Below are 17,760 nucleotides of genomic sequence, written 5' to 3' on the forward strand. Positions count from 1 at the left end.
GCCCGAAGTTGTCCCCCAACCGGCTCCCCAAAGGACACCTGCCAACTCGCCTTGGCTATTGAAGATCGGACCACCGGAATCGCCCTGCCGAGCGGCGACCGATAGCTCGACCATTTCGTACGGCTTGTTCAAGGCCGGTGCGACGTACTGCGTGCATTTGCCAGTGATGGCGCGATATTTCCCCGAACCATAGCCGGCGATCGTCAGCGGTTCTCCAGGCTGCGGCGGTCGCGTGGCGAGCGGCACCGGCGGCACGTTGGGACGCCATACGGCTAGTGCCGCCAAATCCCAAGTCCGATCAGTCGTGATGACCCGCGCCGCCGAGCGAAAGCCGTCGGGAAAAACAACTTCGACCGTATGCGTCGCGTCCGCAACGACGTGCCAGTTGGTTAGTACCAGGCCGTAATCGCCACGCACATCGACTAATGTACCGGAGCCGAACGAGGTACCCCCTTCTTCGGGAGCAATGACGCGCACCACCGCCGGATGTGGTTGCTGCGGAACTTCCGCCGGTCGCGTGGCCGGTGGTGCGAACGTGCTGGGCCAGACGCCTGCGAGTGCATCCCCCGAGACAAAGGCTGCTATCGCGAGGGCACCAGCCAGAGTGAGTCGCATCAGCACAAAGCGGGGTTTCGGCACGGATCGCACTCGGAGGGACTGCTCGGGTTCGCACGCGATCGCCTACGCTTGGCAGCCGTCGCACGTGGCGTACGGATGCCGGATCGAGCGAGTTGTTCAGCGCGGCGCGAAGTAGATCGTTCGGTGGGGACTATCGCGGCATGGCTACCCGGCGAAGACGGGAGTCGTTATTGCTGTTGTTCTTCACGATCATTCGCAACAGCTCTTGACGGAGCTTTTGCAATTCGGCGGAACTCTGCGAGGACGCTTGCTTGGACTCGGCCATTTGTGTGACACCTATGCGGCGATCGGGCGACCGCCTCTGAGGTCTTCGTCGCGACGAGGAAAGTCCATTCCCGCGTTGTACCGCTCCTTGAGACGCGCCAATTCGGCGGTCAGGGCATTCTCGACCAGCTTCGTGAGAGTCATGCGCGCCGGGTAGCCGGCCAGATGAAACGTGGCGTCGCGTGCTTGTTCCAGCAGATCTGCCGAAACATACAGTGTCGCCCGCACCTTGGCGGAACCGGGCCTGCTTCCGTCGTTCCTCATGTTCAGCGCAAAACCGTCAGCGATGTTTCACGAAACTGGGCCACGATGGCCCTTGCTAAAAGATGTCGGACGATTGCAGACGATTACTGAAAACGTAAGACGTTTGCCCCTACGCCTTACGCGGGGGGCAATCTGCCTACGAATCGTCACAGGCCGTACATGGCGAACGGCTGATCGGCGCAATCGGTCCGAGCCGTCGCGGACCTTGCCGGCCGGCCGGATTTCCACGGTCAGGCAAACCCTGCCGGCCGTGCGGCTGGTGAGAGATGCGGCTGTGGCGCGAGATGCAGTACAACCGCGAGTATTCGTCGCTAGACGAGAAACGGACCTGCCACGTGCTAGCTATTCGCTAGTCGTCGGATCAATGATCGAGCGGACTTCCGAAATTCGGTTCGCCGGGAAGCCTCCTTCGCGGGCATGCTGCTCGATCAACGCCTTGTTCGGCGCGATGTAGACGCAATAAATCTTGTCGTCCGTGACGTAGCTTTCGACCCATTGAATCGATGGGCCGAGTTTCTTCAACACGCCGCACGAAACCGTGGCCGCCTCGTGAAGATCCTGTTTGGTCTTGGCGCCAGCGCCTGGGATGTCGCGTTCGATCACGTACTTGGGCATGGTCTGCCTCCTGGTGAATGCTGCGAGTGTGCGATTTGCGTCAAGCTAATATGTGCTTCAGCGCGATGCAAATGGCTGGTCCACGAAATGCTTGTGGCACCGGCTTGGTTGTTCAAGCGGTTCGAATTTCGGGGGCTCTATATCCGCGGGAATTCGAATTCAGGCAATTTTCACTTCTCGGGACGGAGCTTCGCTTGCCACTCGCTTAAAAGCGCGAGTGCGTCGAGCGGCCGGAGCTGGTTCACGTCCGTCTGGCGTATCTCGTCCAGTAGCGGGTGCTCGGCCGCGGCGAACAGTGTCAATTGCATGTCGCCAATGCGCGTGGCACGGCGACGCCGCGCCAGCTTCGGCTTTCCCCCTTCATCAAGATGCTCTTGCTCGAGCTGCGACAGTATTTGCTTCGCCCGTTCCAGCACTTCGCGCGGTACGCCTGCCAGGCGGGCGACGTGGATGCCGTAGCTTTTGTCCGCTGGACCATCGATGATCTTGTGCAAGAACACGACATTGTCCTGCCACTCTCGCACCGCGACGTTCAGATTTCGCAATTGAGCCAGCGACTGCGTCAAATCAGTCAGCTCGTGATAGTGCGTTGCGAACAGCGTGCGGCAGCCGACCTGATCGTGCAGGAATTCGACGGCCGCCCAGGCCAGCGACACGCCGTCGTAAGTGCTCGTGCCGCGACCGATCTCGTCGAGGATCACCAGGCTGCGCTCGGTGGCCGTATTCAGAATGCGCGCCGTCTCGGTCATCTCGACCATGAACGTGCTGCGTCCCCGCGCCAGGTCGTCGCTCGCGCCGACGCGGGCAAAGATGCGATCGGCGATGCCGACCGTGGCTTCTTTGGCCGGGACGTAACTGCCCAACTGTGCCATGATCGCGATCAGCGCGGTCTGACGAATGTACGTGCTCTTGCCGGCCATGTTGGGACCGGTAATCAGAAGCACAAATCCTTCGTCAGACCCCATCAATGTGTCGTTGGGCACGAACGAGCCCTGGGGCAATTGCTGGTCGAGCACAGGATGGCGGCCGCCGACGATTTTCAGGCGTGGTTCGGCGACCAATGTCGGCCGGCAGTAGCCGGCACGACGCGCCAGGTCCGCTAGCGCCGCCAGGCAATCCAGTTCGGCAATAACTTCGGCACTTGCGCGCAAGCGGCGCGACTCGGCAGCTGTCGCGTCGCGTAGTTCGAGAAACAGGTCGTATTCGAGTTGCTTGGCCCGGTCGTCCGCGGTGAGAACTTTTTCTTCGTATTCTTTCAACTCTGGCGTCACGTACCGTTCGGCGTTTTTCACGGTCTGGCGCCGGTGATATTCGGGCGGAACCTTTTCTCGGTGCGGGTTGGTGACCTCGAGATAATAGCCGAAGACGTTGTTGAAGCCGACTTTAAGGTTCGGAATGCCGGTGCGCTCGGCCTCGGACGCCTGGTAGTTGGCGATCCATTGCTTACCGCCGGTGGCCAGCTCGCGCAGCGCGTCCAACTCGCTGCGAAAACCATCCCGGATAAAGCCCCCTTCGCGGCTCACCAAGGGGCAATCTTCCACGAGAGCTGTATCAAGCCGAGCCCGCAATTCGGGGCAAAGATCGAGCGCGCTTTCGAGAGTGTTTAATCTTTCGCTCTTGCGCGCTGTGAGTTTGGCCTTCAAGGCAGGCAACGCGCGCAGCGTACGCGCGAGGCAACTCAGATCGCGTGGGCTGGCACGGCCGGTCGTCACGCGCGCGAGCAATCGCTCGACGTCGAACAGCCCTTTGAGAGACTCTCGCACGCCGGCCAGCAGACCTGCATCGTTGACGAGTTCCGTCACGCTATCGAGCCGGGCATCGATTGCGTTGAGATCGGTCAGTGGATTTGCGACCCATTGACTCATCAGGCGCGAGCCCATCGCCGTGACCGTTTGGTCGAGTACTCCCAGCAGCGATCCGTTGCGCGCACCGTCGCGCAATGTGCGGCTGATTTCCAGACTCCGGCGCGTGGCCTCGTCGATTTCGAGCACCGTACCCGGGCGATAAGGAATTAACCGGTCGACGTGGCCGATCGATGCCTTCTGAGTTTCGTTCAAATAATCGACGATCGCGCCGGCGGCCCGGATCGCGGCCGTGTCGTCGTCGCCGAAGCCAAACCCTTCGAGCGTGGCGGTGCCGAAATGTTTGCTCAACGATTCGTGGGCCGCGTGCTGGGCGAACGCCCAATTGGGGCGTCGCGTGATTAGCATGCCGTCAGTCAGGGCGTGTGCGGGCGGCTCCGCATCCTCAGCCAGCAAACATTCGACCGGCGCGATCCGCGCCAACTCGTCGGCGAGTTGTGCCGCCGGCATTTGAGCCGCTTGAAAGCGACCCGTGGAAAGTTCGACCCAAGCTAACCCCGCAACATTACCCGGTACCAGAGCCGCCAGGAAGTTGTTTTCGCGCGGATCCAGTAGCGCGTCGTCCGTCACGGTGCCGCGTGACACGATGCGCACCAGCTCGCGCCGCACGAGCCCTTTCGCTTCGCGCGGATCTTCCACCTGATCGCAGATCGCGACGCGTAAACCAGCGCCGATCAATTTCCCCAGATAGGCTTCGAGCTGATGATGGGGAAACCCAGCCATGGGGATGGCGTTTTCCCCTTTTTCGCGGCTCGTCAGCGCCAGGTTCAGGACCTGCGCCGCCTGCTTTGCGTCGTCGTGAAACAGTTCGTAGAAGTCCCCCATGCGAAAGAGCAGAAGCGCATCAGGGCACGCCGTTTTGGCGTCCTGATACTGTCGCATCATGGGGGTGACTGTCATCCGTGAGCCCGATTTCGCGCAGTTGCATTCCAACGCGAGCGCACAGCCACCATCGCGACGGAGCCGAAGACTCGCCTCGTCGAATGCTAGCAAATCACGGAGAGGTCACAAGTGGCAAGTCGTCGCGCGGCGCGTCATACGCGGAGATGCGTTCGCAGTTTGCCGTTCAGGCGACCAGCCGATTCGTCGTCGGCAGCGATTCTCTGCGGAGCTTGCCGGCGGTTTGCAATTGTCCCAGCGTGCGCGCGATCGAAGCGCGTGATTGCTCGATGATCTTCGGCGGCACAGGCCCCAGATGCGCCACGGCATGTCGTAGCCGCTCGGCAAATTGGGCCGGTAATAGCCCGAGAATTTTTTGCCGCGTTTCGGACGTTACCTGCTTGAGAGCGACCGCCAAAGGGGCCGTTTCTAAGTTCGCCAGCAGAATTTGTGCGCTTGTTTGCGACCATTCCAATACGTCCGCGATTGCGAACGTGTGGCAGGCGACCGCTTCGGCTAGATCGGGTTCGTCCTGGGCCAAGCAGTTTATGAGCTGTTGTTCGGCAGCGCGATCGAGCGATTGGAGAATGTCCCCCAACGCCGCGACGCCGTCGATCGTGGCGAAATGGGCAGCCGGGAGCGCTCGCAAACGCTCGGCGATTACAGCCAGCACGTCGTCTAATACCTGTTCGTGGGCGCTTTCAGTCGTGGCGATGCGACGCACAACCGAAGCTTGCAAATCCGTGGCCAAAAGCGCGAGTAGGCCGCCGGCATGTGCGGGGGTGAGACGCGTCAACACGAGCGCGATTAATTGCGCATGTTCGACCTCGAGTACCGCAGCCAGATGGGCCGCATCCGCTTGCTCTAGGATCTGCAACCGGTTTTTGCGGACATCGGATCGCTCGGCGAGCGCCAGCACGAAATCGGCGATCACTGCGGACCGCTCGTCAGGTGCAAGCTCGATGACACGGCGTGCTGCTTGCAAAGCTTGCCAGTCGACGGGCGTGAGATACGCCTGCAGAGAATCGATTGCCGCGTCAGGGAGGCTTTCTAACAGCACGACGGCTTTACGAACGTCCGGTCCCGTCACGATTCTTCGCCTCGCTTGTGACGCGTGCGCAGAAAGGGCGCAATGTGGTGCAAGTTATCGGCCGACTCGTGACGAAACTTGAGACCCGGCGTGCCAGCGAGCGAAGCGAATCGCGTGTCGATTACAGCTCACGAACGCGAATATTGCGGTAATCCAACCGCGACCCGTGATTCTGCAGGCCGATATGCCCGGTGGCACGTTTCAAGCCCGGATGGGTTGGCTCTTTGTCGGGGTGTGCTGCGAGGTCGGCATCGACCACCTGCGTGCCGTTGAGCGTAACCTTCACGTGTTTACCGTTGCAGAGAATGTGCATCTTCTGCCACTCGCCGGCCTTCTTCGTGACGCGCGGCGTGGCCGGCGTCACATCGTACAAGCTGCCGCAATATTGCGTCGGCTTCAATTCGGCGTATTCCTTGGCGTAGTCGTCCAGAACCTGGATCTCCATGCCTTCGAATGCCGGGTTTCCCAGGTGTGGAGCGCGGAGGAAGACGCCACTGTTGCCGCCATCCGGGACACGGAATTCGAGTTCGATCTCGAAATTGTCGTATTCCTTGTCTGTCGACAGCCAGCCCGATCCCTGTCCCGAGCAGAAGAGCAAGCCATTCTCGACCTTCCAACTGCTGGCAGGACCGTCGATAGCTTGCCAGCCGCCGAGGTCCTTGCCGTTGAAGATCGGCTTCCAGTCGCCGGCCGATGCGGGAACGGTAAGCATCAGAACACCGAGGGTTGAAACGAGCGAATGCGAAAGTTTCATCGGGGCAAGCTCTCCGGCGGCGGGGGGATCGGAATCCAGGCAGGTAAATCCGGTCCCGGCGAGTTTAGTCGTCTGGTGAATAGGTTCCAGGCCTGGGCGCCCGAAATTCTTGATAATTCTCGGCCGCAGATCTCCGGTCGCACGGCATCGGCACCTTCCAAACGTCGATCTGCCAGCCATCGGTCGGCGTTAATTGGGAGGACTGGCGAAACCTCGATTGCCAGGCCCTGCACCGATGGCGCGAACGGCGTTGGGGAAAAATGCCGATTTCACCGGTTACAACTGCCGATGATAACGCAGGTACTGCGTTCCACGGTGGCAGAGTTTGCCGAAGGGGAGCCAGCAGAGCTCGCCGCAACGAGGGCGAGCAGGGCCGGAACACGGGGAAAAGGACGTCCCATGCTGCGAAATACGTTTGCACTCCTGTTGTTGGCGCTTGCCACGACGACGCTAGGCTGCGCCATCTGCGCTGCGCCTGACGATTACTTGGGGCCTACACCGGCCGATGGCCTGGCCTTTAACGAGCGAGCCGGATCGATTCTTTCGGGCTCGGTACCGCCGAACGCCGTCTTCGATCAGGAAGTCTCGCAAGAGGCTATCGGCGAATCGGTCACCGAAGGCGTGCCGGTCGAAGCCGTTCCACCGCAACCGACTCCGGCCGTCGATTACGTTCCGCAGTCGCGCCGTGCCGCTCCGCAATCGCAGTGGCGATAGTCTCTAGCGGACTGACCACCGTATTTCGTTTTGCAGGCCGATTCGCCGCGAAATATACGGTGAATCTCACGCCGTCAGCCTGTGGCGTCCTGCTGAATCGGCCTATCTCTCGCGCGGCAGGATTTCTCGCGCCCGGACTCTGTACCTGCTCAGAATAGCGGTGCAGACGCTCTCCCGCGTCACCGCGGGCTGAACCGGCGACCGTTGGGAGCGCGTCACCGGCGGGCTATATTGGGAGTCAGCCAGGGGACGCGAGATCGGCAATCGCGCGGGCCTTGGTCCCTGTTGCAGAGCCTTGTCCGCGGACTTTCAATCCCATGCATCTGCCCGACGGCTTTCTCAATGCCACGACCTGCGCCAGTACCGGGTTAGTCGCGGCCGGGGCGATCGTTTGGGCCGCGCGCCAAGTACGTGCCGAGGTCGGAGACCGATTGGTACCGCTGATGGGCGTAATGAGCGCCTGTCTTTTCTCGGCACAAATGGTCAATTTTCCGATCGCTTGGGGTACTTCGGGCCATTTGCTGGGAGGAGTTCTAGCGGCCATTGTGCTAGGACCTTGGGCCGGCCTGTTGGCGATCGCGGTGGTGCTGATCGTGCAGTGCCTGTTGTTTTACGACGGCGGACTGACGGCGCTGGGCGCGAATATCGTCAACATGGGACTAGCCGGCGCGCTGGGAGGTTACTCGGTATATGCACTTGTCCGTCGCGTGGTGCGGACGCCCGAGGGGGACGTCGTGGGGGCGGTAATCGCAAGTTGGTTTTCGGTACAATTGGCCGCCGCATTGTGCTCAGTTGAACTGTGGTGGTCAGGCACCTATCCGCTTGGCGCCGTGTTGCCAGCCATGCTGATCATTCACAGCGTGATCGGCGTGGGCGAAGCCCTTATTACCGGAACAGTCGTGGCGTTTTTATTGCGCGTGCGTCCTGACATGCTTTACACGCTTCGAACGAGCGAGCATCGCCAGGAAAGTGCGTGGCAAATCGTCGTTGCCGGCGCGACAGTGGCGATGCTCGTGGCGTTTTGCCTGTCCCCGTTGGCCTCGGCCGCACCGGACGGCCTGGAACGCGTGGCCGAAGAGTTGGGGCCAATGGCCACGGCGACCACTCCTGCGCTTGTGCCACTTCCGGACTATCAGGTCACGGCGCTCGGCGGACTATGGATTGCGACATCGTTGGCCGGTGTGATCGGCGCCGCCGTCGTATTCGCTCTGGCTTGGGGCCTGTCACGAGGCATGCGAACCTTGCACGCGGCTTCGTATTATGGCGAGGGCTCGGGACGCGAGTCCTCATAAGCCTCGGCAACCGGCCAAAAACGGCGGCCGGCCACGATGCCGAAGAATATGCCGGCCGTTGCTCCCAAAATATCGGCCACCCAGTCCCACCATTCGAAGTCGCGGGCGGTCAATGGCTGCGTAATTTCGTCCAGGAATCCGGCCGTTACGGCGAGTAGCCATAGTGCCGCGATGGGGAGCGGTCGCCGGCGTAAACCGGGGATCGTGGACCGGCGGATTTGCGCCACAGTCACGAACAAAAATGCCAGTCCGGCATAGGCCGAAAAATGCAGCAGCTTGTCCTTGGAGAAGAGAGGTTGCTGCTGGGGCGGTACTTTGAAGGGCCAATGCGTGGCCAACACGAGCGTAAGCCAATAAAGGGCCAGTAGGCCCGTCGCGGCTCGTCTGAGAAAGGGGCCGCGGCTGGCTGGTTCCGGCACTTTGTTTCTATCCACTAATGATGACAGGGCGCCCAGCGTCGATCATCCGCGCGACGAGGGCCGAGGTCAACGACCCGCGATACGAGCGGCAGGTTTAGTAGTAGGGCTGGCGACGGTCGCGGCCGTAGATTGGCACGGCCGGTAATCGACAAGCCAACTCTACATCGAAAATTTTTGTTTGATAATGCTTGACGCGGGCAATTGGGTAGTTATTATCGAATGAGTAGGACCTTGCCGAAGAGGCAAGCTGTCCGACCACATCCACAGCATCCGCCTGGTTGAGAGGTCGCTAGTGCATTTCGTCCTTCAGTCCTCGCCACGGGAAGTCCCCGGCGCGATGACGAGCTGGACGTAGGCCGGCGGTCTCACCCTTCGAGCCGTTTCTGGTGCCGAGTCCCACTCGTCCGAAGTACGCAATCGCGTCTTCCGTTGCGCCGTTCTGCTTCCCGCCCTCGCCTTAACCAAGGCGTCGATTCGTTTCACCTGCTCACAGGTCGAACTGTCTAACGATCTGCGCGCATGGTGTGTTCGCACCACTACAGGATCGTAATGTGCGAGATCGGATCGATGGGAAACGAGTGTGAAGTGGGAGCTTGGCAACAGTTTTCGCAAGGATGCGGAACAAAACAGTCGGGCGAGTTGACGGAGCAACGCTCGCCGCACGCACCTCTCGGCTTACGACCGGGAATCAGGTAAACACGAATGAAATTAAGCGATCATATAAAAACCTTCTACGTCGTAGCGATTACCCTCGCCACGACGCTCTTGCCGACCGCAGCGGCGCTGGCAACGCCTATTTCGACCGACGGCTTCGCGATCAAAGTCTCGCCGAATATCGACTCGATGGGCGGATTGTCGCAATCGCTGCTCAACTCGTTGACGCTCGTGGCCGAAGATCGGCCCACGATTTCGATCACCAACGACTCGACCGGCGCGGACATCACAGGCTTTTCGATCACGATGGGCAACAGCACTTTCGCGTTCGGTTCGGTAATCATTGGTTCCCAAGCTTCGACGGCCCTGGCTACCAGCTTCTTGCCGACGAATGCTCCGGGCACGCATGCGAACAGCCCCACGGCGTCGTTGACGTTCAGCGGCTTCTCGCCGAATCAGATCTACGACTTCCGATTGGATCTCGATCGCGTGGCCGATCATGGAGCCAGCCTCGTCGATTACAAGCAAGCTTTCGCCAGCGGATCGGATCCTTCGCAGTGGGCCACGGTCAACGTGACGTTCTCGGACGGTCAGACGCTGAGCGAAAAACTGACGCCGTCGGATATTCAGGGAGCGGCGCAGAATCCGACCTATTCGTACTTCTATTGCTTGCGCAGCATTCCGGCCGCCGGCGAGATCGTGGTGCAAAGCTCGGTACCGACGCCCGAACCTTCTACCTGGTTGCTAGCAGCAATGGGGGGCGTGGGACTCTTGTTCGCGGCAGTACGTCGTCGCCGACAGGCACGCAGCGCCAGCTAAGTATTAGTGACGGACGTTTCGTCCCTCAGCGCTTACGCGAAAACAATCAGCCGACGCCAGCACAACTGGCGCCGGCTTTTTCTTTGCGCCCACCCAGATCAGCGCAGAAATCGGCCGGGAATCGCGGGCAGCTTGGAAAGGCATCCCTCCTGCGTCGCGATCAGCTAGCAATGAATGCGCGAAACTTTGCCGATTGCGAAATTCTTACTAACTGAGAAAAGTTTCGGGGTCGTAACGGAAAATCCGCAAGCGGTGGCTTTGCGGATGCCGAAAAGATTTCCGGATCGTCTGATCACAGGCGCGTCCGCGTCCGTGCTTGCCGGGTCGGCAGTAAGAAGAGATCAAAGTCAGGGGTTATCGAGGTGCTTCCATGAAGGGTTCGAGACGCGTTCTGCTTACGCTAGCGATGTCGGTCGTCGTGCCGGTCGCTCTGAACGCTTGGTCGATCGCCGCTCCGCCGAAGTCGGCGCCGCGCGACAACGAATCCCAAGGCGACGCCGAGTCCTCAACTGCCGACGAGCCGATCCTGCTCACGCCACGTTCGGTGGCGTCGGGTCCCACGAGCACGGCGTCGAAGAGTGCTAAGACTTCCGCGGGTAGCGTTGCCAACCGCTCGGAAACATCGCTACCACGGACGGCACCTCGATCGTCCGTCTCGACGACGCGCACGCCTGCTAGTTCGGTTGCCAACCGCAGTGGCGGAACGAAGGTCGTGAAGGCGGCCGCCTTCGACGAGCCCACGGTTGCCGAGCCCAGGGACGCCCGACCAATCGAGTCGAAGCCGCGCAATGGTTCAATCAGCAGTAAGAGCATCAATTCACGGCCTGCGCCGATCGAAGAGCAATCTTACGATCAATCGTATGACCAGGGCTACGAAATGGCTCCGGTCCAAGGTCCTAACCCGGGATACCATCCCGCGCGTGTGCCTCGCTATGGGGCGGGCTGGCTTTTGGCGAGCATGGAGCCCGCTGGGCGCCAAGGGGCGATGGCACCAGCGCCTGAGATGATGGACGACTCGGAACCGTATATGCCCTACGGTGACTCGGACGGTTTCGAAGAGGCCTACGAGCAGAACGACTCGTTCGGCACCTATGCAATGCCTGGTCGTAGATACGCACTGTTGGCTGGCGGCGAAGGGTTGCTACTGCGTCCGCATTACAGCCAGGCCACGGCCATGACCGAAACCACCACGACTCCGTCCGGCAGCACGACGATCTTCAACGAGAACCTGATCAACTTCAATCCCGGATACCAGGGCGCATTTCGCACTTACTTGGGGATTCGCAATTGCGCCTGCGGCGACGAAATTCGCTTTACGTTCATGAACTTCAATTCGACCGAAAGCCTGAAAGGCACGGCCACGTCGAACATGAGCGTCTGCGATTTCCTTTGCAACACCACGCCCAATCCGGGCGACAGCGTCAGCACACAATTCGGGCTGGCCGCGAGCATCTTTGACATCGATTGCATCCGGCCATTTTTCAATGTGCCGCCGTGCAATAACCCCTGCGGTCCGCAATGCCATCCTTGGGACCTGCGCTGGTTCGCCGGTTTGCGATTCGCTTATATCAATCAGAACATCAGCTCGTTAGTGAGCGATTCCGCCGCCGCCGGAGGCATCTTTGCTCAGGCCGGCGCCGCCAATAAATTCACCGGCTTTGGTCCGCGCATCGGTCTGCAAGGGCGTAAGTACTTCGGCCAGAGCGGCCGTTTTTCGGTCTACACCCGCGGTGCCGGCTCATTGCTGGTCGGCAACGTCTATCAGGATGTGACGAACTCGACACCGGCCGGCGAACTGCCAACGATGACGAACCTGGTGTCACGCAACTCGCGCATCATTCCCGTGGCCGAACTCGAGTTGGGAGCCACCTGGTGGATGCTGCCCCGCTTTGCCGTCTCGGGCGGCTGGATGCTGATGAGCTTCTGGGACCTGGGCATGCAGGCCACGGGCAATATCGGCGCTACGCCGAACCTGGATGACTCGAACATCCTGGGCTTTGACGGATTCTTCCTGCGCGGCGAGTTGGTGTTTTAACGACCGGCCCTCGGGGTCACGGCTGCCGGGGCTTGTCATTGGCGTCGCTTAACGCCGACCACGAAACAACCATTCTCGGCACAGCCGCCGGCGATTCATTCACGATCGTGGCGAAGCAAGCAATCGTTTTCTGGGCGCGCGCAAGGTACTCAGGCTTGCCGCAGGCTCGGGCGAGGTACACCAGGTTGCCCGCGGCCACGGCGTTGCCTGATGGAATGGCCGAGTCGACCGGATCCTTGCTGCGGGCGAGCAGATCCTCGTGATCGTCCGAGGTATAGAAGAATCCTCCTTGTTCGGCGTCCCAGAACCGTTCGATCTGGACGTTCGTCAGTTGCTCGGCGGCATCTAACCAGTGACGATCGTTCGTCGCGCAGTGTAGCGCGATTAAACCTTCAATCAGGAATGCGTAATCGTCCAAGTAAGCGTTCAGATGGGCTTGTCCCTGGGCGAACGAGCGGTGCAATCGTCCGTCGTTTGAGCGCAAATTCGCGAGCACAAAGTCCGCGGCTCGTGCGGCGCTGCGAATATAGTCGTCGTTCTTTAATATTTGTCCAGCCTGCGCGAAGCCGGTAATCATCAGGCCGTTCCAGGCGGTGAGGATCTTGGTGTCGGTGCGCGGGCGATCGCGACCATTTCGCACCGCGAGCAATCGGCCGCGCATCTCGTCGATTGACCGCGCGAGTTGCTCGGTCGAGAGACCCTCGGCTTGTGCTACGTCGGCTATCGGGCGTACGATTTCTATAACGTAACGTTCTTCGAAGTTTGGTTCGCCATTCGTTCCATAAACGAGCGCGAACAGTCGTGCGTCCTTTTCTCCCAGAGCGCTTATGATCTGATCGCGCGACCAGACGTAGAAACGCCCCTCGTCACCGTCGGTCTCCGCGTCGAGCGACGAATAAAACCCTCCGTCAGGTGCCGTTAACTCGCGACCGACGAAGGCCAGCATCTCCTCCACAGCGCGACGATATTCGGAATTGTCTGAGCGCTGAAAGGCAATGGCGTAAATCGACACCAGTTGCCCATTGTCGTACAGCATCTTTTCGAAATGCGGGACGCGCCAATACCGGTCCGTGCTGTAGCGGTGAAAACCGCCTCCCAGGTGATCGCGAATGCCGCCGCGTGCGATGTGGTCGAGCGTGACGTCCAACATCTGTCGCGCTTGATCACTATCCGTGCGTTGGCTGTGATCCAACAAGAACTGCAAGTTCGATGGCTCGGGGAACTTCGGCCGTCGCGGCGTGGCCTCGCTGTAACTGAATCCGCCGAACTTTGGGTCGAACTGCTCGGCCAATTGTTCGAGGGTTTGGGCCGGCACGCCCGCGCCGACTGGCGCAATGGCGAGATTGGGTTGCCGTAGTGAGCGCCGCACGGCCGTGGCCACCTGCCCCGCATAGTCGCGTAGCTCCTGTGGGTTCTTCACCCAGGCCTGTTGCACGAGCTGCACGAACGGGACGAGCCCCGTGATTGTCTGTTTCGCTTTCCCCGGCGAATCTTTCGAGGGGCCGAGTTCGACCTCTTTATCGCGTGGTGGAAAATAAGTGCCGCCGACGATGGGCAGCGCGTCGGGAGTGAGGATCATCGTCAGCGGCCAACCGCCACTACGCCCCATGGTCTGCAGGGCCGTCATATAGATATGATCGATGTCGGGTCGCTCTTCGCGATCGACCTTGATGCAGACGAAATCTCGATTCAATTCGGCCGCCACGGCCTCGTCCATGAACGACTCGCGTTCCATGACGTGGCACCAGTAACAGCTCGAATAGCCGATCGAAAGAAAGATCAGCTTTTTTTCCACGCGCGCTTTGGCGAGTGCTTCCTCTCCCCAGGGATACCAGTTCACCGGGTTGTGCGCGTGCAGCAATAGGTAAGGGCTCGTCTCCTTCGCTAGCCGATTCGAGGGCCGCGAAGTTTTGCCCTTCCCGGTTACAGCAGGAGTTGGCTGAGCGGCCGCGGGTTGCGGCTCTTCCGCGGCGAGTAGTGCTGGCGCGATGGCTGACAGAAACAGTGCGCACGTCGCGATGCAATGGACGAATCGCGTCGACCGAGGGCGCGGCGGACGTTGAGACACAATCGTCTTAAAAACATCCATGCAGCAAATCTCCAGGCTGACGGCATTTATCGCGCTCAAAGAGGGCGCAAGACAGAACTACCACTGCACGTGGCGCTCGATGAATGCACTACCACCTGCTCTACAAGAGTAGGGCACCGCACTGATGACAGAAACTACAAGCCCAGCTCTTTCATGAAGCTCGACATGTCGGCCTCGCCGCCGGCCGGTTTTTCTTCGCCGAGTGGTACCTTGGCCGAATCCTTGACGGGCTTCTTGGCTGCTGCCGCCGGCGCCGGTGGCTCCGGTTCGGGCGCACTATCGGCGTCGCCGGCCAGGTCGAAGGTCAAGCCGTCATCTTCTTCCATGTCGGCATCGACGGTGGACGTCGTCTCGGCAGGAATTTCTTCGATGTCCTCCAGGGTGAACCCCAGGTCGTCGGCCTCTCCGTCCGCGCCCGATGAAACCGGCTCACCCAGATCTTGCAGGTCGTCGAGATCGAAAGCCAGGTCGCCATCGTCCAATAGGCCGTCGTCGGCTTTCGCGGATTCCTTTTTCGCGGCCGGTGGTGTCGCCGGCATATCGAAAGCGGCCAATTCGTCATCAGCCGTTCCGACAGGGGAATCGTCAATCGCGTCGAGTGACATCAGTTCGCCTGCGTCCTCATCGGCGGCCGATGACGCCGCCTTGGGCTCGTCCGAGAGGTCGTTCAGATCGAATTCCACTTCCAGGTCGTCGTCGAATGAGATCTCCTCGTCGATTCCCTTCGCCGCGGAAGGAGCGGATGGTGGATCTAGAGCAGGAGCCGGTAGCTCGGCATCCAGATCGCCCACCGCGAGATCGTCAGCATCGAAGTCACCCGCATCCCCTTCGCTATCAACGACAGCCGGCATGTCGAGCTCGGCCAGATCGGCCGCACTAAAGTCTTCGAACTCCAGCTCGCCGGGTGTGTCCGAAGGCTTCGTAGTTTGCGTAATCGTCGCCGGCGACGATTCTTCGCTCCCTCCAATATCCCGGGTAGCTTCCTCAGGCACATTTGGCGCGGATTTCGTTGCGATCGTCGCACTGGCTATTGCGCCAGCACCGTTGGAGTCGGGGGATTCATCGGAATTGATGAACGCGTCCGCCGGCTCGTAATCGGCGCGGAACGTCAACGGGCCAATCGTGAGCGTATGCCCCGGCTTGACCATCGCCTCTTTTTTGATGGGCGCGTTATCGACCAGGGTGCCGTTGCGTGAGCCTGTGTCACGGACAAACAACATGCCAAGCCGCTCAAATAACTCGCAATGGCGACGACTGACCGTTTTATGGGCAATCATCAAGCCAGCATCGTGCGTCCGGCCCACGATGGTGGGCAGCTTCAAGCGGATTTCGGCCTTGTCGGCCTTGCCTCCGATGAGAACTAGTTTGGGTCTCATGCCCGGTATTCGCTCCGCTAGCCACGTCGTTCGAACGGGAAGTGTTTCCGCGAAGTTCGCGTCGCAAACCCTTACTATAAATAGACAAAGACCTGTCCGCAACTATTTCGCCGGCCGGCAAGGGGCTCGGCGCACCGTGGCCGCTCGGATCGATGGGCCTTGCCCAGTCATAGGCGGTACCGCGCGCGACATTCAGTGCCCGCAAAGCCGATAAAATGCCATCGTACGGTATGACCGTTTGCCGTGCTGGCACGAGCCAGGGCCCGGCCGCGCAACTGCCCTTGCATGGTCTCTACTCGAATCTATAATCCGTTGATCCAATGGGGATTAGGGTCCTGGGTGGGTGCTACAGCACTGCATAGGGAACTCGTCTGCGCGGGTGTAGCTCAGTTGGTAGAGCACGACGTTGCCAACGTCGTTGTCGTGGGTTCGAATCCCATCACCCGCTCTCAATTGCAACGGTTTTCGGCGTGGCGGTTTCGCCACGGCCGTGCGTAGTCCAGGGTTACCGCAGGCTTCGCGGCATTCGTCGCGCGGCGCATTGCTCTGGTCGAATGTGACAGCAAGCCCAAAGTTGATAATCGAGGCGCCATGTCCGCAAGCGACGATGAAGTACGGGACGAGGGCACGGTCGGCGATGTCGCGTCGGAAGACGGTGGCGATGATGCGGCTCAAAAGCTGAATCTGGGGGTCCAGGTCGCCAAGAAGAGCGCCTGCGAACGGCACGTAACGGTGACTGTCTCGCGCGAGGATATCGAGCGCTATTTCAATAACTCGTATTCCGAGTTGATGGGCAAGGCCGAGGTGCCGGGCTTTCGCGCCGGGCGCGCCCCGCGCAAGCTGGTCGAAGCGCGGTTCCGCAAGGACGTCGGCGATCAGGTGAAGATGTCGCTGTTGATGGACAGCATGACCCAGATTTCAGAAGACGGCGGTCTGTCGCCAATTAGCGAGCCGGATTTCGATCCCGTGGCGGTTTCGATTCCCGACGACGGTCCCATGACCTTCGAATTCGATATCGAGGTGCGGCCGGAGTTCGACTTGCCGAAATGGCAGGGGCTGTCGATCGAGCGGTCGACACACGAGTTCAGCGAAGCCGAGGTGGAAAAGCAGCTCAAGGATATGCTGGCCCGTCGCGGTCGCCTGGTGCCGTTCGATGACGCGGCTCAGGCCGGGGATTACGTCACCGTGAATCTGGCGTTCAAGGACGCCGACGGCAACGAAATCTCGAGCGCCAAGGAAGAAACGATCCGCATTCGCCCGGTATTGAGTTTCCGAGACGGCAAGATCGAGCGTTTCGACAAACTCATGAAGGGGGTCAAGGCCGGCGAGACTCGCGAGGGCGAGGCCAAGCTGTCCGAGGATGCCCCCAACGAATCGCTGCGTGGCAAAACGATCAAGGCCACGTTCGAGGTTCTGGAAGTCAAGAAGCTTGAGCTGCCACAAGTCAATGCAGCATTATTGGAAGAGCTGGGTGGGTTTGAATCCGAAGGCGAGTTGCGTGAGTCGGTGAAAGAACAGCTTGTTCGCCGCCTGCAGTACGAGCAGCAGCGCCGGGCACGCGAGCAGGTTTTGGCTGCGCTGACCGTGGCGGCGGATTGGGATTTGCCGCCGGAGTTGTTGCGTCGTCAGGCTCGCCGCGAGTTGGAGCGGAGCATTCTCGAGTTGCGTCGCAGTGGCTTCAGTGACGGTGAGATTCGCGCTCACGAGAACGAGTTGCGACAAAACAGCAGTTCCGCTACGGCCCGCGCTCTGAAGGAACATTTCATCCTCGAGCGCATTGCCGAAGACGAGAAGGTCGAAGACCTGCCCGAGGATTACGATCTGGAAATCGACTTGATCGCGCAGCAAACCGGCGAAAGTCCGCGGCGCACGCGCGCCCAGTTGGAAAAGCGCGGATTGATGGATGCCCTGCGGAATCAGATCATCGAGCGTAAGGCCATTGACCTGGTCCTGTCGCATGCCAAGTTCAAGGAAGTCCCCTACAAGTCTGACGCC

The 17,760-nt window shown here is 60.3% G+C and carries 14 protein-coding genes and 1 tRNA gene; 6 read left to right on the top strand and 9 right to left on the bottom strand.

The features are described from left to right. The 6 genes from VGN12_14140 to VGN12_14165 form a co-directional block, all read right to left on the bottom strand. A partial coding sequence (locus VGN12_14140) for a serine protease (protein ID HEY4310587.1) occupies positions 1-639 on the bottom strand: 639 nt, incomplete at its 3' end. 276 nt (positions 640-915) lie between these two features. Beyond that, positions 916-1,167, bottom strand: a complete 252-nt coding sequence (locus VGN12_14145; GenBank protein HEY4310588.1) for a hypothetical protein — start codon at positions 1,165-1,167, stop codon at positions 916-918. 342 nt (positions 1,168-1,509) lie between these two features. Further along, a complete protein-coding gene (locus VGN12_14150; GenBank protein ID HEY4310589.1) occupies positions 1,510-1,782 on the bottom strand; it encodes a DUF4242 domain-containing protein in 273 nt (90 codons plus the stop codon). 170 nt (positions 1,783-1,952) lie between these two features. After that, complete coding sequence (mutS, locus tag VGN12_14155) at positions 1,953-4,544, bottom strand: DNA mismatch repair protein MutS (protein HEY4310590.1); 2,592 nt, start codon at positions 4,542-4,544, stop codon at positions 1,953-1,955. A gap of 166 nt (positions 4,545-4,710) precedes the next feature. After that, positions 4,711-5,613 (bottom strand): FliG C-terminal domain-containing protein, encoded by a 903-nt coding sequence (locus VGN12_14160; GenBank protein ID HEY4310591.1) that lies wholly within the window; start codon positions 5,611-5,613, stop codon positions 4,711-4,713. Positions 5,614-5,734: 121 nt separating this feature from the next. Beyond that, complete coding sequence (locus VGN12_14165) at positions 5,735-6,367, bottom strand: DUF1080 domain-containing protein (protein ID HEY4310592.1); 633 nt, start codon at positions 6,365-6,367, stop codon at positions 5,735-5,737. A 399-nt stretch (positions 6,368-6,766) separates the two neighbouring features. Here VGN12_14165 and VGN12_14170 point away from each other — a divergent pair, with 399 nt between their 5' ends. Together VGN12_14170 and VGN12_14175 are read left to right on the top strand one after the other, a co-directional pair. After that, positions 6,767-7,081: a hypothetical protein gene (locus VGN12_14170; GenBank protein ID HEY4310593.1), complete on the top strand. Its 315-nt coding sequence runs from the start codon at positions 6,767-6,769 to the stop codon at positions 7,079-7,081. A gap of 317 nt (positions 7,082-7,398) precedes the next feature. After that, positions 7,399-8,373, top strand: a complete 975-nt coding sequence (locus VGN12_14175; protein ID HEY4310594.1) for an energy-coupling factor ABC transporter permease — start codon at positions 7,399-7,401, stop codon at positions 8,371-8,373. On the opposite strand, the gene VGN12_14180 is transcribed toward VGN12_14175, so the two are convergent. Then, complete coding sequence (locus VGN12_14180; GenBank protein ID HEY4310595.1) at positions 8,340-8,792, bottom strand: VanZ family protein; 453 nt, start codon at positions 8,790-8,792, stop codon at positions 8,340-8,342. The genes VGN12_14175 and VGN12_14180 overlap by 34 nt on opposite strands. A 702-nt stretch (positions 8,793-9,494) precedes the next feature. Between VGN12_14180 and VGN12_14185 the strand changes: the two genes are divergently transcribed. Next, positions 9,495-10,265, top strand: coding sequence for a PEP-CTERM sorting domain-containing protein (locus VGN12_14185; GenBank protein HEY4310596.1), 771 nt, complete (start codon positions 9,495-9,497; stop codon positions 10,263-10,265). Between the two features lie 370 nt (positions 10,266-10,635). Next, positions 10,636-12,300: an Lpg1974 family pore-forming outer membrane protein gene (locus VGN12_14190; GenBank protein ID HEY4310597.1), complete on the top strand. Its 1,665-nt coding sequence runs from the start codon at positions 10,636-10,638 to the stop codon at positions 12,298-12,300. A gap of 16 nt (positions 12,301-12,316) precedes the next feature. Here the strand turns inward: VGN12_14190 and VGN12_14195 are convergent, their stop codons facing one another. Both VGN12_14195 and VGN12_14200 read right to left on the bottom strand, forming a co-directional pair. Continuing rightward, positions 12,317-14,389: a thioredoxin domain-containing protein gene (locus VGN12_14195; GenBank protein ID HEY4310598.1), complete on the bottom strand. Its 2,073-nt coding sequence runs from the start codon at positions 14,387-14,389 to the stop codon at positions 12,317-12,319. A 134-nt stretch (positions 14,390-14,523) separates the two neighbouring features. Further along, positions 14,524-15,765 (bottom strand): FHA domain-containing protein, encoded by a 1,242-nt coding sequence (locus VGN12_14200; protein HEY4310599.1) that lies wholly within the window; start codon positions 15,763-15,765, stop codon positions 14,524-14,526. A gap of 375 nt (positions 15,766-16,140) precedes the next feature. Between VGN12_14200 and VGN12_14205 the strand changes: the two genes are divergently transcribed. Then, positions 16,141-16,213 (top strand) — tRNA-Gly (locus VGN12_14205). A gap of 143 nt (positions 16,214-16,356) precedes the next feature. Then, positions 16,357-17,760 (top strand): trigger factor (gene tig / locus VGN12_14210; protein HEY4310600.1); only part of this gene is annotated, 1,404 nt, incomplete at its 3' end.

The sequence above is a fragment of the Pirellulales bacterium genome (assembly GCA_036499395.1).
Taxonomy (GTDB): domain Bacteria; phylum Planctomycetota; class Planctomycetia; order Pirellulales; family JACPPG01; genus JACPPG01.

Coding starts and splice junctions, on each gene's coding strand:
- VGN12_14200 (HEY4310599.1), bottom strand. CDS start 15,765: ATGAGACCCAAACTAGTTCTCATCGGAGGCAAGGCCGACAAGGCCGAA.
- VGN12_14195 (HEY4310598.1), bottom strand. CDS start 14,389: ATGGATGTTTTTAAGACGATTGTGTCTCAACGTCCGCCGCGCCCTCGG.
- VGN12_14185 (HEY4310596.1), top strand. CDS start 9,495: ATGAAATTAAGCGATCATATAAAAACCTTCTACGTCGTAGCGATTACC.
- VGN12_14190 (HEY4310597.1), top strand. CDS start 10,636: ATGAAGGGTTCGAGACGCGTTCTGCTTACGCTAGCGATGTCGGTCGTC.
- VGN12_14170 (HEY4310593.1), top strand. CDS start 6,767: ATGCTGCGAAATACGTTTGCACTCCTGTTGTTGGCGCTTGCCACGACG.
- mutS (HEY4310590.1), bottom strand. CDS start 4,544: ATGACAGTCACCCCCATGATGCGACAGTATCAGGACGCCAAAACGGCG.
- VGN12_14175 (HEY4310594.1), top strand. CDS start 7,399: ATGCATCTGCCCGACGGCTTTCTCAATGCCACGACCTGCGCCAGTACC.
- VGN12_14145 (HEY4310588.1), bottom strand. CDS start 1,167: ATGAGGAACGACGGAAGCAGGCCCGGTTCCGCCAAGGTGCGGGCGACA.
- VGN12_14165 (HEY4310592.1), bottom strand. CDS start 6,367: ATGAAACTTTCGCATTCGCTCGTTTCAACCCTCGGTGTTCTGATGCTT.
- VGN12_14150 (HEY4310589.1), bottom strand. CDS start 1,782: ATGCCCAAGTACGTGATCGAACGCGACATCCCAGGCGCTGGCGCCAAG.